Genomic DNA, 16,302 nt, shown 5'->3' with positions numbered 1-16,302 from the left:
CCATGTCCCCACCCAATTTGTGAAAGAAGGCACTAACCATGACTAAGATAATTCGTTTGTTAACCAAGGAAGATTACTACCTTTTTGAGGCGATGGATACTGGTTTGGAAAAATTAAACTATTTTTTTCTCGACTGACGACCGATAATAACTGTTTGTACGGACTATTTTTTGAGGGAAATCTGGCATGCGTTGGGGGTTTTACTGTTTACGCAAATCGTTATGCGATGCTTGGACGATTACGAAGCGATCGTCGTTACAGGGGAAGGTCATTTGCAACAGAAATGATGGCTTTTTTGCGGAACAAAGCGCTTGAAATGAGTGGCATTCAATGGGTCGGCGCGAACACTGAAGTACACAATAAACCTGCCCGTCGCGTGCTCGAAAAAATAGGGTTAACACCCCCATGACGCAATGTATGTTGCCACTTCAAAAGACATTTCTGAGTTCGAAACAGGTGTCGGCACCTGGCAACCGATTCAATCGATTACACGCAAAAAAGAATGGCTTCACAAAGAATACGTCCAGAAAACCAAACTATTCCCGTATGAATGTTATTATCCTTTTCCAGCTTCCGAAGAGTTGTTTCAAGAAGAAATACTCTATAAATGGACTTTCTATGAAAACGCAGAAAAAACCCGCTTTGTTATTACAAAGCACGATCAAAAAGAAACTCATTATCTGCATGTGGTGTATCCTTGGAGTGATTTCTCTTCACAAGAAGGACTTTGGGAGACCATCGGACATGCGCACCGCCAATTAACTGCTCAAACGAAAGAGTATACATACATTTGGATGGATTTAACGAAGGAAGAAGTCCAAGCACTTCCACCAAACCACCCATTCGAACTCCCATCACTCTGGACCCTATACGGGGAAGCGAAGGGACGGTTCTCTGCTTCATAACTTACTTTTCGTGATGGCACACCGATAGCACCCTAACAAAAAAAGAAGCAGAGAACCGTCCCCTGCCTCCTAACGCAATTCCTGGTAAACGGCTTTTTTCCATTGCAGGAATTCTTCACTAAGCAGTAGTTCTTCCTTGCGCGGCCGAGCAAAGGGAATGGTGAATTCACGTTTGGTTGTTGCCGGATTGCTTGATAAGACAATAATTCGATCGGACAAGTAAATCGCTTCCTCAATATTATGAGTCACGAATAACACAGACTTTCGATTTTCCTCCCAAATCGATAATAACCACCGTTGCATTTCCAAACGAGTGAATTCATCCAACGAGGAAAATGGCTCATCTAAGCATATAAATGATTGAGGACTAAGCAATGACCTGACAAAAGCCACCCGCTGACGCATACCACCTGATAACTGATGCGGATAGGCATTTTCATAGCCAGATAATCCTGCCTTCTCAAGCATTTCTCGTGCTTGGTCATAGTTTGGTTTTGCAAATAATTCGGCACCGAGCACAACATTATCGAGAATCGTTCGCCACGGAAAGAGGGAGGGACTTTGCGGCGTGTAACTAATTGCACCGCGTTTTCCATTGATCTTCTTCCCGTCCAAATAAAAATCACCTGAATCCGGAGTATACATACCACCGATCAAATGAAATAACGTGCTTTTTCCACTTCCCGATGGGCCAAGCAAGGAGACAAATTCCCCCTCTTTTACCGTAAACGAAATGTCCTCTAACACCTTCTTATCGGCAAATGACTTTGTGACTTTTTCAATGACAAGCTCACTCATGTCACTTTCCTCCCTCCGTGTTCCGCCATTTAATAAGCAACCTTTCCAGCATGACAATTAAACCGAAAAACAGCAAACATAACACCATCACGAACCCAATCGCAACAAACACCCGATCCGTTCGGAAAGACGATTGAGCAAGTGTCATGTACACACCAATCCCTTGGTTTGCCCCAAGCCACTCGGAAATTACGGCCCCCATCACACTATAGGTAGCGGAAATTTTCACTCCAGAAAAAATCGACGGTAGCGCATGAGGAAACTGTAATTTAGCAAAAATTTGACGCTTCGAGGCTCCAGCCATTCGCATATAATGCAACAATTCCGGACTCGTTTGCCGAAAACCATCCAACGTAGCGACCGTGATCGGGAAAAAACATACGAGCGTGATGATCAGTATTTTCGGAAGCATCCCAAACCCAAACCAAATCACTAGCAACGGCGCGAGCACAATGATCGGAATATTTTGTGACAAAATCAATAAAGGGTAAAAAGCTTGACGCACCGGCGGCAGCAAATGAAGCGTCGTAGCTACAATAAGCCCAACACTCACACCGATCCCAAACCCAATAACCGACAATTTCGTCGTTGAAAACAAATGATGGTTATAGACGGACCAACTCGTTACCCCCTCTTTCACAATATCCGAAGGCGCGGGAAGCAGCCACGTCGGAATCTCAAACAACCGGCTGCACGCCTCCCATATAATCAGCAAAAGGATGATGACCATCAACGGCCGCCATCCTCGAGCCAGCATTTTTTTCATAAGCTATAGGGGCCTTGCCAGTTCTTGCAAGCACCCCGCACCTCCATTCGACTGGATCTTTTCCAATGACTTAATAAAAACATCATTTTCGTTCATTATCAAAAAACATAGAGAGACACTCTTCATTTTGCTATTGATTGCCTCTCCTTTTTTTACCGGTACTTCTCCGTCAATACTTCCATCGAAGCACCTTCAGGTTTATAGTACACTTTGACTTGTGAGATAATGCTTTCACTACCGAGTTCAACCATACGATGGTTCATTTTTTCGATAATCGCAAAAAGCTCGGTTAGCTCGCCTTCCATCGTCGTTTCCAGGGGATTCACCTGGTATTTCACACCGGACTTTTCAATCACGTCAATCGCTGCATCTACATAAGGAATTACATCTTCCCCGTTTTTCGTTTTCGGGATAATTTGTATACTGACAAGGGCATTCGCCATTGTAAAACACCTCACTTAGTTTTTAGGTAAAAAGTCATTCGTAAATGCATTCTCAGCATCCAACTCTGTTTCTATTAATTCATTCTCATACATCCAATTAGAATAGTTTTCCCAAATCTCTTGATCTTGTATGCCCCATTTTTCCGCATCATCTTGATACTTAGGCGACAACCAAGCTTGACTGGCTTGAACAAGCTCTGCATCTAAATCAGGTACAGCCTCTATTAGAATATCAGCAGCTTCTTCCGGATTTTCGATTGCATATTCGTACCCTTTAGAAACAGCGGCCATGAATGCTTCGACCGTTTCCGGGTTTTCCTCAATCATGCTTTCGTTCGTTGTAATAACTGGCGTGTAATAATCAAGATCTTCAGAGTAATCAGTCAGATATTGCATATTAAGATCGATATCACGCAATTCTGCTTGGACCCCGTCCCAGGCATAATAAATCCAGGCGAAGTCAACATCACGTTCGATCGCTGTGAAAAAATCAGTGTTTCCCATATTCACAATTTCCAAGTCTTCCACATCAGCGTCTTCTTGTCTCATTAATGAATCGATAACGGCTTCTTCCACAGGGGCACCCCAGCCACCATAGGTTTTTCCAGCATAATCAGCGGGAGAAGTTATATTTTTATCAGCAGGTGAGGCAAATCCAGATGTATTATGCTGAATGACAGCTGCGATAGAAACAATCGGGATATCCTGAATCCGTGCTTCCGTTATCGTTTCCTGGGCACTAATTCCGAAGTCTGATTGACCGGATGCAACAACTTGATCGGCACCGGATTCACCTGGCAAAGAAATCTCTACATCTAATCCTTCTTCTTCAAAATATCCTTCCGCTTGTGCAACGTATAAACCAGTATGGTTCGTGTTTGGCGTCCAATCAAGAACCATTGCGATTTCTTCTAATTCCTCTGTTTGTTGCTCATTTTGCCCATTTGCTTGATTTTCATCACTGACGTTTTCCTCACTGGGCGCTTCATTTGTATTTCCACAAGCCGTCATCACGAATAGTATCGTAAAAATTGAAAATAATTGCTTTTTCATGTAGAATCCCTCCGTTTTTTCTATAAGATGTTTTGTAATAAGGTGTTACTTGAATTCGCTCCCTTACGCTTTTTCAGTTTCTTTTAACATAAAAAGAAAGTGCAAGAAAGCAATTTTCTGTAAGAGGCGGTTCCGAAAAATTTGCCAAGGAACATATTTGTTTTAGTACGCAAAAATGCACCCCAGGCTTAAGCCTAGAGCGCATATATAGTCACATCTAAAATTACATATGTTCCCTACGCTGGTAATTAGCCAGATCAGGTTCTAAGAGTAAGTATCTCACGGATACAATCTCAACCAGCCAACACTGGTCCCCCTACATTGAAAAAAAGCTATTCAATTCATTCTAATTAAGAATCTTCACTTCTTATCTTGCCACAGATCAAAAAATAAAACAAGAGAGAAGGGACGTTTCACTGCTTCCAAAGGAAGCAGTGAAACGTCCCTTCTGTTACCCCTTTAGGATGCCATATATTCCGATTACATCATCATTTACAAATAGAGGTGCCATTTCTACGGCTAATTCAATCCGTTCTCCAGACTTATTGCGAATAGCCACCTCCGTATTTTCAATAAGTCCTTCCTCTGCTTTGATAAAAAGATAGTATAGAAGGTTGGAGTCGATTTCTTCAATAACGAGAGAATTTAATCTAGAACCGCGAAGCTCTCTGATTGAATAACCAGTTAAATTTTCTACAGACTCATTACCGTTTAAAATAATCCCTGATAAATCAAAAGAAAGAATGGCGTCGGGATTATACTGATAAAATGATTGATAGTAGTTTTTGTTTTCTTTTAAAATCTTTTTACAAGAGATATCCATTGTTTGTTCTCCTTATGCGTCAAAAATTCTTAGTAGAGTTACTTTCCGTTTTGATAAAACTTGTACAGGTTACGATGGCGAATGAATTTATGAGATTGATAGGATCCATTTACACGATGTTTTTCGGACCAATATTTATGATAGCGAGAGAGTACCAAACGATAAATTTTCAACATAGTTCCTCCTCTATTTATAGTTCATTAAAACGAACAATATAGGAAACAAATTTCAGAAGTATAAAACGGTAATTATTAATATTTAGCTACAACATCCTAGGTATTTACTATTTTAACAGTTGTTTTCGGCTTATTAAAGGGACGTTTGGTCACATTATATAGAAAAAAACAGTTTTTTTATAATTCTTTTGAACTACAATAGATTATGGAATAAGTATGTTATATACTTGTTTAAAACGTTCTTAATAAAGAAATTTTAAGGTGATATATTGTTAATAAATATCATTTTTTGTTTATATTTGTAGAATAGTAAAGTATAATGTACAAAAGACTATAGAATTCAGTCGGAAAATCACGAAATGATGTATTTTTTTTCTGCTATAAATAAAGAAAAAATCGAATAATCTTATGTAAAGATTAGGGAGGAATTTAGATGGGGAAATGCTTTGGAAAAAAAGAAGAAAAAGACCAAAATAAACTGGAAAGTATGGATCATGATTTATTAATCAAAGCATCTGCCAATAATTATGATGATAATAAGTTTTGGAGCAAGCTCAAATCAGCAGCTGTAAAAATGGGATCTAAACTTGTTTATTACAGCTTGATCCTGTTTTATGCGATGAAGGATCCTAATGTTCCGACAAAGGCGAAACTAACTATCGCAGGAGCATTAGGGTATTTGATCCTGCCGGTCGATGTCATCCCTGATATGATACCAGCTATTGGATTTACCGATGATCTGGCAATTATTGTTTATGCCATTTACCAAGTGGGATCTCACATAGGTGAAGACACGAAAATCAAGGCTTACACAAAAATAAAGGATTGGTTTGGAGAAGGGCTGGACAATATTGACGAAAAGTTTTTGCCGACAGACAAATAAAAAATGATTTACATTATTTAAAGCTAAAGAGCTCGTTTAAAAAGGTTTTCCGGACCCTTTGTTAAACAGGCTTTTTTTTTATACACAGAAAGTATAGATTCGGACCATGTTTCTAAAAGGGAGTTTGAAAATTTTCAGAGATAGTTGTTTCTTTTCAAAAAGAAGGGCTCGAATCCTCTCTAGGCTGAAGCTTTCCGTGGGGCAATGCTTCAGCCTCCATGGGGAATTTTAAATCTGTGAGACCCCACAGAGCGTTCGTTTGCTCGAGGAGGCTTGCAATCATCCATGGAAAGGGAGCGGTAATTCTTCCAACTCCTTGATAAAGAAGCAACAAAATAAATACGGAGACTCAAAGTTTATTCAAAAGACTGCCAAAGTTCTTTATTTTAGAGGTGTTTATTATAAAAAAATATTTTAATGGGTATCCGACAAATTCTGACTGACTTATTATTAGGTATAATGTTATGGTACTAAATATGATATATTCAGCGAATATCGTTTATATGAGTCTATAATCTAGTCTTTGGTACTGAATAAGTTTAGACATGATAGTTTCAATAATTAGAGATATACATTGGTATTGAGAAGAATATTTTCTTCCTTCTTATGCTAAAATTAATAAGCGAAGGATGTATAAGATGACAACACCACTATTAGTAGAGGCTATTGCTGTAAGAAAAGCAGAAATCGCGTATGAGATTAACCTCATTGAGACCACTCCGAGTCAGGATAAAGAAGGAGCTTTGTTTGACTTGAGTCATTATCTTCCTCGTTTACGAGCAAGACTTCAAGAAGTGGTGTATCTGATTTCTTTCTATTCATACGAAGAACAATCTGCCATCGAACACCAATATAATGCGTCTTATGAAAAAATAAGCAAAGATAATACACTGCGTTTTAATTATCATTTGGATCCGTAGAAACGGTTCTCAGCTTCTTTTCAAGTTACTCTTAGTTCACGAGACTATAAACACTCGTAAACTCAAAATAATTTTACTAAAAAGGATTTCATAACTATGACATTAAACAAAACATTCTCCTGGACAGCTGCGGTTAGCTGGATGGCATTAATCTTTTATCTATCACATCAGCCGGCAACGGAATCCAGCGAGTTGAGTACAGGTATTACAGAGATTATTAAATCCACCGTGGAAAGTATCGCTCTTAACCTAAGTTTTGATATAAGTAATTTTAATTATATAGTAAGAAAAAACGCTCATTTCTTTGCTTATTTGACACTTGGGATTTTGACACTACATGCGCTGAGGAAGAGTGGTGAGCGTAGTTTTAGGGATGCAACTGTAGCTTCACTAATTGTTATTCTATACGCTGTTTCAGATGAAGTACATCAGTTATTTATCCCTGGCAGAAGCGGGGAAGTAGGGGATGTCTTGATTGATAGTTCAGGGGGCATTGTTGGGATTGGATTGTATATGGTGATTGTTAGAATAAAGTCAATAAGAAGTCCATAATGAAAATTAGTTAACGTCAAGAAGCTGAACGAAGAGCAAGTTGTCTTAGCTTATGAGCTTTCTGGAAGTGTGATGATGTTGGCGATAAGATTGGGTACAATATCACGAAAGAATCCACTTGAGCAGAGAACTTAGAAAAAGTGTAGAGAGAAATGCCGTTTAATAGTATAGACAAGATTTTACATGATAAATATATAAAAACCGATGAGAGTCCTACATTCGCTTTACGTAGGGCTTGTTGCTATTATCTTGCAAAGTAAATTTTATTTCATTAGTCGGACCTCGTTTTCGGATAAACTTTTGTCCCTGAAACTCTTACAATCTAGTGAATACCTATGTAAGTATGGTAATATATGGTCATTTTTTTGGAGGTGCGTAAGGTTATGCAAAAAGTAATAGCTATATTTTCTACTGTACTGGTCTTTTTAATAGTTTTTTCCGGCGAGACACATGCTATGGAGCAAACATTTGATCAGGAAGGGCAATTTGAACAACAATTGAAAGATGGTTTATCTGTGATAGTTAATAATGAACCATTTGATTCAACAGTTACATTTTTAGACAACCAAGAAAAGTTATATACAAAAGAAATACAATTAGGTTATGCAGAAGGTATCTATGAGTTTAAAGATTATTACATAGTAAGTAATCGCATAGATGGTAGTGGGGGATTTCTAAACTTCGACGTCTATGAAACTAGCGATGAAAATGTAAACTTGATTTTCCAATCGCAGGCTTATAAAAAAGGAAAACTTTCCGTAGAAGATGGCTTAATAAAAGTTTCTTTTTCAGACGACGAAAATAGTCTGTTAGTTGATGAGTATGCTATTGAAGACGGAGAAACTTCCTTGATAAATAGCTTTGAAGAAGACAGTGAAACTCAATTTGGATTCGCGGCAGCATCTCAATACAGTAATCCGCCGTATCATGAGATTGACAAACTATTAACGGAAAAGGCACTTGATGCGAATGTTCCACCCGAAATAGTTAAGGCTATTGCCTACCAAGAAAGTGCTTGGGATCATTACAAAAATGGTGAACCAAATGTTTCTAATGATGGTGGCGTAGGAATTATGCAAGTCACTGATCAAAAATATAATCAAGAAAAACTAACCCACGATATTGAGTACAATATTGAAATAGGGATTAAATTACTTTTGGAAAAAAAGGCCTGGGCTGATTCCAAAAAAATACCTAAAATAAATGATGATTCAGCTGAAATCATTGATCACTGGTACTTTGCAGTCATGGCTTATAATGGATTAGTCCAAACGAATAGTCCAATTAAAAGTGAGGATGGCGAGAGGAATACTGATGCCTATCAAGAGAAAGTTTTCCAAAAAATTAGTACAACTAATAACGGAATCGGCTTCACTAGCCTGCCTATCTCTTTATCAGACTTGGATTACAAAACAGGTGGTCAATTAGGATTTCACACACTTTCTTATTCTTTAAAGCAAGTGCAGCCAACAAGGTATGATGTTGAAAAGAATTCATTTATCACTTTAACGTCCAATGCAAATTTAAGAGAAAAACCGCTAATTGGGGATAATATAAAGAAGGAACTAGTTAAAGGAGATATTCTTACTGTACTAGATTCTTTTTCCTATGGAGAATCACGACCCTTTAATCGAGCAAATCAATTTGTTTGGTATTACGTGGAGCAGTCAAATGGGACAAAAGGATATGTTGCTTCTGGAACTGTTAAGCCGCTAGGGAAGAGAGTTTCTGGCAGTTCAAGATTCGAGACAGCAGTAGAAATTTCAAGGCAAGGTTGGGAGCAAGGTGCTGAAACTGTGGTTCTAGCTACAGGTATGGACTATCCCGATGCTTTAGCAGGAGGGCCACTGGCATACAAGCATAACGCCCCGATTCTATTATCATTAAAAGATCGTTTGACTGCAGCTACTAAAAAGGAAATTGCTAGATTGGAACCTAGTAAAATTATCATTTTAGGCGGTGTAGGTGCAATAGGCGATGAAGTGAAATTAGAGCTAGAGGATATGGGATTAGGTATATCCATTGATCGAATTGCGGGAAGCAACCGCAGTGAGACAGCTAGATCAATTGCTGAAGAACTAGGAACGGTTGATAAAGCCATTGTAGCATATGGATGGAATTTTCCAGATGCGCTGGCAATTGCTCCTTATGCCGCTAAAATGGGCTATCCAATTTTACTTACACAGACTAACCGTTTGCCGGATGCTACAGTGGATTTTTTATCAAGTGTAGAGGAAACTATTGTCGTTGGCGGAACGAGTATTATTCCAAAAGAACAGCTAGATGAAATGAATAACCCTGATCGGATTTCGGGACCTAATCGTTATGAGACCGCTTTGGAAATCGTTGAAAAGCTAAATATGGGTAAACCCAAAGTCTTACTTGCTACAGGACAGAATTATGCTGATGCCCTAACTGGCTCTGTACTTGCTGCGAAACAGGATCGTCCTGTACTTTTAGTGCATAGTGAATTTGTTCCGAGTGCAGTAGGTAAATATTTAAACAATCAGGTGATTTGGGACTATACAGTTATTGGTGGTAGAGCTGCAATCTCTCCGGATGTACTGAAAGAATTAAATTGACGTTGTTTTAATTGATATAAAATTGTAAAACGAGTGAGTAGAGTTACGATAAAATAAAGACTAATTAATCACATATCCTTTTGATTAATTAGTCTTTTTGCTTATAGAGTAAGAATGTATAAGATGACTGCTACCTTTACACCACACGTTATCAAGGGAAACCCACCCCCGAGTAGCACCTACACGTACTACGTAGGTGCTACTCGGGGGTGACGAAAGATCAAGCTGTATTTAACAAAAGAGGCTATGGGTTTTCGGACGCTAAAATAGTATAAAGAGTGTTCCTTTATACAACAATTTTCGTGAGGCTAAATAAGTGGTTGACACCTTAACAAATCGGGTATTGATATGATAACTTTATTTTTTATTGTATCAAACTAGTACCGAATAAACTTTTAACAAAAAAGTAATCTGTATAGTAAAAATCTAGTATAATGATTATTATAAAGAAATTAATAGAGAAATGACATAATATGTAATGGTCAATAGAACAATATATTGTGTGGGAGGGCTTTTATTGAAATATTTTACCACGTTATTATTTTTAATCATTTTTTTAAACTTTTCATCTCAAGTAATATCTGCAGAAGAAAAAGAAATATTAGTAAAGTTAAAAGCGGATTCTGAAGAGATTGTTAGCCAATATCAAGTAGCTAAAGATGAGGGAGTTTCACATAAAATACTGGCAATCCCCGAAGAGGAATATGATGAGACTCTGAAAAAACTGGAATCGGATCCGAGAATTGAATATGTTGAGGAAAAAATTCCTTTTCATTATTTAACAAATGACTCGTTCATCGTGCACCAGCAAAGCGATTTTCAACTAATAAATGTCTCACAAGCATGGGAACAGTATAACCCTAAAAAGAAACCAATAATTGCCGTCTTGGATTCAGGGGTGGATGTATTTCATAGGGATGTAACAAACAAAATTTATAAGCCATATAATGTATTAAACTCTTCTAGCAACGTTAGAGACAACGTTGGTCATGGAACACATGTTGCAGGAATCGTTGGTGCTGAAACAGGTAATGGTATTGGGGTGGCCTCTATTGTGAAAGATGCCTATCTAATGCCTGTAAAAGTAGGGGATGAGTTTGGAGGCAGTAATTTAAGTCTCGCACAAGGAATTAATTATGCAACGGAAAACGGTGCTACTATTATTAACATTAGTCTCGGAAGTTACGAATATTCCAAAGTTGTTCACGAAGCTGTTCAACATGCAGTGGAAAAGGGAATTTTTATTATAGCTGCTGCCGGAAATGATGGCACAAATTCAAAAATGTATCCAGCAGCATATAAAGAGGTATTAGGTGTAGCTGCAATAGATAGTAAGAGGGATAGACTTACAGACTTCTCAAATTTTGGAGATTGGGTAGATGTATCCGCACCAGGATCCTCTATATTTAGTACTTGCTCAAAAGGAATTATTTCGCCATTTAAGGATTGTGAAGTTACGGATGATTATATGTATTCGTCTGGTTCTAGTATGTCGTCACCAATGGTTGCTTCTATGGCAGGTTTATTATCAAGTCAGGACCCGGAGTTAACAAATCACCAAAAACGGCATATTATTGAAGAATCATCAAATATAGATTCAAGTGATGCCGTAAAGTATAAGCATGGACGTGTGGATGTACTTTCTTCTTTAGAATTATACCATTCGGAAAATCGTTTATCAGGAAAGACTTCTGTTCATACGTCGAGTGAAATAGCTAAGTATGGTTGGGATACCGTTGAGAGAGCCGAGTTAAAGCCAACTGAAAAGGACATGAATACAGAGTTATTGAATAGGTCGGGAAAATATGCTTTACTGGCTAGCAATCAGTCTTTCTCTGATAGTCTAGCAGCTAGTGCACTGGCTGCTAAACTTGATGCCCCGATATTTTTAACATTTCCTAATAAAATGTATGACGTCACAGCTTCAACAATGCATGAACTCGGGGTCACTGATGTCATATTATTAGGTGGGGAAAATGCGATTCCAAAAGAAATTGAAAGACTGTTAAAGCAAGAGTTTAATATTTTACGTTTGAGCGGAACTGATCGATTTTCTACATCTGTAGAAATCAATGATTACGTGGCAAAACAAGGGGGAGAAGTTATCATAACATCGGGAATGGACTTTCCAGATGCTCTTTCTATCTCCTCCTATGCGTCCACCTCACAGATTCCTATCGTCTTTGTTCATAAAAATGGAATACCTGATAAAACGGAAGAATTTTTACAGAAGTATAATTTTGAAACTGCTTATGTTGTAGGCGGAACTGCTGCGGTATCTGATAGTATTTTTAAAGAGTTAGGGAAACTTTCTAATCCTATTAGAATTTCAGGCAAAGACAGATATGAAACAAATGTTGAAATAATCAACTACTTTGATAAGGGTCAATCAAAAGAAGTAATATTTGCAACTGGAAAAAGTTTTCCAGATGCACTTGCAGGAGGAATTTTAGCTTCTAAACAAAATGCAGCACTGCTACTTGTAAACAAAGAACAAATTCCTACTTCTATTAAGAAGTATTTAATTGACAAAGTGGAAAACTCAAGAGAAGTAGTGGAATTCCAAACCTTAGGTGGAACTATAGCAATTCCATCCAATGTGAAATGGAAACTTGATAATCTTATCTATGAAAGTTATTACGAAGGTAAATATGAATAATTTGTTTATTAAATAAAAAAGCTATCTAGTACTGAACATTAGAGGTTTTTAATAATGCCAAACGCTTTTCATGTTATTTTCTGTTGTTTAACAAAGTTTGGAACAGAATTATTACCCTATTTGATAAAAGTCGTCTTCTAGTGCCCAATTTTCATAGGACATTAAATTCTCTATATACTTTTTCTGTAAGTATTCATCTTCTGATGTAATCGTCATATTCCATGGTTTCCTGTAATTGATCTGGAATATAAAAATGATCAATATCTACTTGGACAGAAATATTGTTTTCTCAAAGCTTTCCCACTTTCGGCGTGATCAGGATGAGGTTTATCGCTCATCACATGGTGATTGACACGTTCATGTTCCTCATCAAATACAAGTAATAATGGGAATGACATCCGATATCTGTATTTGACCATCACGCAGATCAAAGTTATAGAAATTTTTTTCTGATCAAGGCTGGTAGTACATCATACCTCTTGACTTAATGCTTATATTTGTAGGATTGGTATTAACGTCTTTATTCGATTTTAATAAAGAATATGGTCTCCATCGTTTGCATTAATCTCAAGTGAAATTATCATAACTATACTTGGTTTTAATCATAAAACTATTGATTGCAAAGAATTAATCATCCATTTATTGAAGGTGTTTTATGGTATTTAGAGGCATTCGAAAAAAAGTTTTCTGATATATTTCGGAAAGATGATTGTTATTTCACAGGTTGCTTTAATTCCCGTGCCATGGTCCAAGGAAGGTCGTTCTATTTCAAATGTACTTTATTATATGGCTGATGCATTAACCAATTACCCTCACTTACTTTATGCATTTACATTCGTGATTTTTGGGTTCAATTATCATATTTTTGTTACGGGAAACACAGCTATTGATGCTTTAAAGTCTACCGTTGTTTCTGACTATTCTCATCCTGTGTTAGAATCTATTGGCGAAGATAACATGATTTTATTAACGTCTCATCGGAGAGAAAACTTAGGGAAACCGATGGAAAATATTTTTAAAGCAGTGAAAAGGATCGTGAATGAGAATCCAGGAGTCAAAGTAGTTTATCCAGTACACTTAAATCCAGTGGTCAAAGAAATTGCTGACAGAATTCTAGGAAATGACGATCGGATTCGATTGATTGAACCACTAGGAGTGAGAGACTTTCATAATTTCTCTTCAAAAGCACACATTATTTTAACAGATTCAGGTGGGATTCAAGAAGAAGCTCCGTCATTAGGAAAGCCAGTACTCGTTTTAAGGGACACAACAGAACGGCCTGAGGGTATGAAAGCAGGTACGCTAAAATTAGTAGGGACAGATGAGGAAGCTGTTTATAAATCAACTAATGAGCTTTTGAATAACCAAGACATTTATGAAAGAATGTCAAAAGCTTCAAATCCTTATGGAGATGGATATGCTTCGAAAAGGATAATTGAAGCGATTTTGTTCCACTTTGATAAATCGAAAAATAAGCCAGAAGACTTTAATGTCTTTGAATAAGTTAAGAGAAATTAAATAGAGGGAGCAGGTGTCTTAATAGATGCCTGCTTTTGTTTTTTTTACTAAAAGTAATAAAGATTGTCTAAGGAAACTAAAAACTATTTTTATTTAATTTTGGAGAATGAAATGATTTGAATATGTTCATGAGTTAACAAAATCCATAAAAAAGATGAGTCATTACAGTAACCAGATGATTTTTCTATTGAAAGATTACAATTGATCAAAGAGGAACTAAATAAACATCTCCAACAAAGAAAAACTCATCGAATAGAAATATGTATTTATATGTCGTCTCACTGCGACGATTTTACTGAATTTATTAATTTTCATAGGTAAATTTCACTTAAGTGTTAAAAGAACCCAAAACTTGTCGATAAGAAGTATATAATGTAGAAAGAAGAAAAAGGAGGAGGAAATATATTGTTAAAGAAGTTTGCAAAATTATTTATTATTAGCCCGATCATTTTACTAGCATTCACACTACTCACTCACACTACATATGCAGAAATAAATTTCGAAAGAATCTCAGGGGATGACCGTGTTAATACAGCAATTGAAATTTCGAAAAAAGGTTGGCCAAATGGTGTTAGTAACCAAGAAAAAACCGTGATAATTGCTAGAGCCGATCATCCGGCTGATGCGCTTTCTAGTGCAGGATTAGCAGGTTATAAGAATTCACCAATATTACTTACTTTCCCAAATCAATTAAATAGTAAACTAGAAACTGAGTTAAAAAGATTGAAAGCCGAAAAAGTTTATCTATTAGGTGGGGAAGCAGCAATAAGTGACAATGTTTCTAACAGGTTAGCTGCAATGGGTATGGAAGTAGAAAGAATTAGTGGTGATACCCGATATGAGACAGCATTAGCAATTAACAATAAAATTGGAAATGCAAAAGATGGCCATGCTTTACTAGTTAATGGAGTAACTATCGCTGACGCTCTTTCCGCTTCGGGTGTTGCGGCTACTACAGGTCTACCAGTTTACCTTACTACAGAAAAGTCACTGTCCGTTAATCTACCTTCTGAAGTTAATGAAGTAACGATTATCGGGGGCACGAGTGTTATTAGTGATAATATACTTAAAGATTTAAATACTCAAGGCATTAAAACCAATCGTCTTAGCGGGTCAAATCGTTTTGAAACAAATTTAAAAGTAAATAATCATTTCAAATTTACTGGAAATGATTCAATTTTAGTAAGAGGACTATCTAGCAGTACAAATAAAGAAGATTATCCAGATGCGGTAGCAGCGGCCGGGTTATCTTCACAATTAGGTGCGCCTGTGGTTTTGACACATCCTACACAAGGACAAGAAGATATTAGAAACTATCTAGGGGCTCGTACTGGTTCTACATATGTTATGGGTGGAGAAGTTGCCATTGCTAGTGTCGTTCTTAATCATCTCAACAATGTGTTCTCGGATGATTCCGTAACAAATGCGACAGTAAACGCAAAGTCAGGGGTTAATATTCGTAATGCACCAAACGGAACAGTACAAGGAAATCTATCAAAAGGAACATTAGTAGAGATTCATGATTTTGAAGGTGATTGGGCTAAAGTAAGATATAATGGCAACTGGGGCTATGTCCATTCATTCTATCTGTCGATAAAGGGAGATAATCATCTCCTTCGAGGTTACACAATCGTAGTTGACCCGGGACACGGAGCACATGATTCAGGAGCTGCGGCTAACGGAATAAAGGAAAAAGACGTTGTTTTAGATATAGGTCTCAGACTCGAGAAAAAATTAAAAAGCTCCGGTGCAAATGTTGTTATGACTCGTAGAACAGATGTATTTTTAACTTTATCAGAAAGAGTGCAAGTAGCTGAAAAAGCTAATGCAGATACGTTCATTAGTGTTCATGCAAATGCTAACAATTCCGAAAAGGCAAATGGCATTGATACTTTTCACTATGGAAAATATAGCAAAACGGAAAGTGAAGAATTAGCAAAGAGTATCCAAAAAAGATTAATCTATGATACTGAAGCTACTGATAGAGGTACACCCGTTGGTAACTTCCATGTTATTCGAGAAAGTAGAATGCCATCAGTGTTAGTAGAAACTGGATTTATTACTAATAAAGCTGAAGCAGAAAAATTTAAAACTTCTGCTTATAAAGAAAGTGTTGCAGAAGCAGTCTATCAAGGCATTATTGATTTTCATAAATAATTGTTTGGTACAGCTTGAAATTTTGGCAAAACATTGTTGACTAAAATAAATAAAGATAGACTACCAA

General features: G+C 37.1%; 13 protein-coding genes, 1 pseudogene and 1 riboswitch. Of the genes and pseudogenes, 9 read left to right on the top strand and 5 right to left on the bottom strand.

The features are described 5' to 3' along the window. Positions 1-154: 154 nt before the first annotated feature. Positions 155-409 (top strand): GNAT family N-acetyltransferase, encoded by a 255-nt coding sequence (locus ACHABW_RS23745; protein ID WP_435759229.1) that lies wholly within the window; start codon positions 155-157, stop codon positions 407-409. Positions 410-413: 4 nt separating this feature from the next. Further along, positions 414-905 carry a hypothetical protein gene (locus ACHABW_RS23740; RefSeq protein WP_435759227.1) on the top strand — a complete coding sequence of 164 codons (492 nt, stop codon included), beginning with the start codon at positions 414-416 and terminating at the stop codon, positions 903-905. A gap of 69 nt (positions 906-974) precedes the next feature. On the opposite strand, the gene ACHABW_RS23735 is transcribed toward ACHABW_RS23740, so the two are convergent. The 5 genes from ACHABW_RS23735 to ACHABW_RS23715 form a co-directional block, all read right to left on the bottom strand. After that, positions 975-1,703, bottom strand: a complete 729-nt coding sequence (locus ACHABW_RS23735) for an ABC transporter ATP-binding protein (protein ID WP_435759225.1) — start codon at positions 1,701-1,703, stop codon at positions 975-977. A gap of 1 nt (position 1,704) precedes the next feature. Then, a complete protein-coding gene (locus ACHABW_RS23730; RefSeq protein WP_435759223.1) occupies positions 1,705-2,469 on the bottom strand; it encodes an ABC transporter permease in 765 nt (254 codons plus the stop codon). A 152-nt stretch (positions 2,470-2,621) separates the two neighbouring features. Beyond that, the gene (locus tag ACHABW_RS23725; RefSeq protein ID WP_110938537.1) at positions 2,622-2,912 is read right to left on the bottom strand and encodes a thiamine-binding protein; all 291 of its coding nucleotides are present in this window, start codon (positions 2,910-2,912) and stop codon (positions 2,622-2,624) included. 15 nt (positions 2,913-2,927) lie between these two features. Then, the gene (locus ACHABW_RS23720; RefSeq protein ID WP_435759221.1) at positions 2,928-3,965 is read right to left on the bottom strand and encodes an ABC transporter substrate-binding protein; all 1,038 of its coding nucleotides are present in this window, start codon (positions 3,963-3,965) and stop codon (positions 2,928-2,930) included. Positions 3,966-4,181: 216 nt separating this feature from the next. Then, positions 4,182-4,293: riboswitch (TPP riboswitch) on the bottom strand. 123 nt (positions 4,294-4,416) lie between these two features. Further along, a complete protein-coding gene (locus ACHABW_RS23715; protein WP_435759219.1) occupies positions 4,417-4,788 on the bottom strand; it encodes a PAS domain S-box protein in 372 nt (123 codons plus the stop codon). A gap of 609 nt (positions 4,789-5,397) precedes the next feature. On the opposite strand from ACHABW_RS23715, the gene ACHABW_RS23710 reads away from it, so the two are divergent. The 7 genes and pseudogenes from ACHABW_RS23710 (at position 5,398) to ACHABW_RS23680 (ending at position 16,235) form a co-directional block, all read left to right on the top strand. Then, positions 5,398-5,847: a YkvA family protein gene (locus tag ACHABW_RS23710; protein ID WP_435759217.1), complete on the top strand. Its 450-nt coding sequence runs from the start codon at positions 5,398-5,400 to the stop codon at positions 5,845-5,847. A 638-nt stretch (positions 5,848-6,485) separates the two neighbouring features. Next, complete coding sequence (locus ACHABW_RS23705) at positions 6,486-6,767, top strand: hypothetical protein (protein ID WP_435759215.1); 282 nt, start codon at positions 6,486-6,488, stop codon at positions 6,765-6,767. Positions 6,768-6,863: 96 nt separating this feature from the next. Next, the gene (locus ACHABW_RS23700; RefSeq protein WP_435759213.1) at positions 6,864-7,319 is read left to right on the top strand and encodes a VanZ family protein; all 456 of its coding nucleotides are present in this window, start codon (positions 6,864-6,866) and stop codon (positions 7,317-7,319) included. Between the two features lie 383 nt (positions 7,320-7,702). Continuing rightward, positions 7,703-9,901 (top strand): cell wall-binding repeat-containing protein, encoded by a 2,199-nt coding sequence (locus ACHABW_RS23695; protein WP_435759211.1) that lies wholly within the window; start codon positions 7,703-7,705, stop codon positions 9,899-9,901. Positions 9,902-10,418: 517 nt separating this feature from the next. Continuing rightward, the gene (locus tag ACHABW_RS23690; protein ID WP_435759209.1) at positions 10,419-12,560 is read left to right on the top strand and encodes a cell wall-binding repeat-containing protein; all 2,142 of its coding nucleotides are present in this window, start codon (positions 10,419-10,421) and stop codon (positions 12,558-12,560) included. A gap of 861 nt (positions 12,561-13,421) precedes the next feature. Beyond that, positions 13,422-14,063: pseudogene (gene wecB / locus ACHABW_RS23685) on the top strand (non-hydrolyzing UDP-N-acetylglucosamine 2-epimerase); the annotation flags it as partial. Positions 14,064-14,483: 420 nt separating this feature from the next. After that, entirely contained in the window at positions 14,484-16,235 is a 1,752-nt protein-coding gene (locus ACHABW_RS23680) for an N-acetylmuramoyl-L-alanine amidase (RefSeq protein WP_435759207.1), read from the top strand. Positions 16,236-16,302 lie beyond the last annotated feature (67 nt).

The sequence above is a fragment of the Salipaludibacillus sp. CF4.18 genome, from assembly GCF_051262595.1.
Taxonomy (GTDB): Bacteria; Bacillota; Bacilli; order Bacillales; family Salisediminibacteriaceae; genus Salipaludibacillus; species Salipaludibacillus neizhouensis.
Note: the sequence above shows the minus strand (reverse complement) of the source record. Positions and strands in the feature narration are given on the sequence as shown.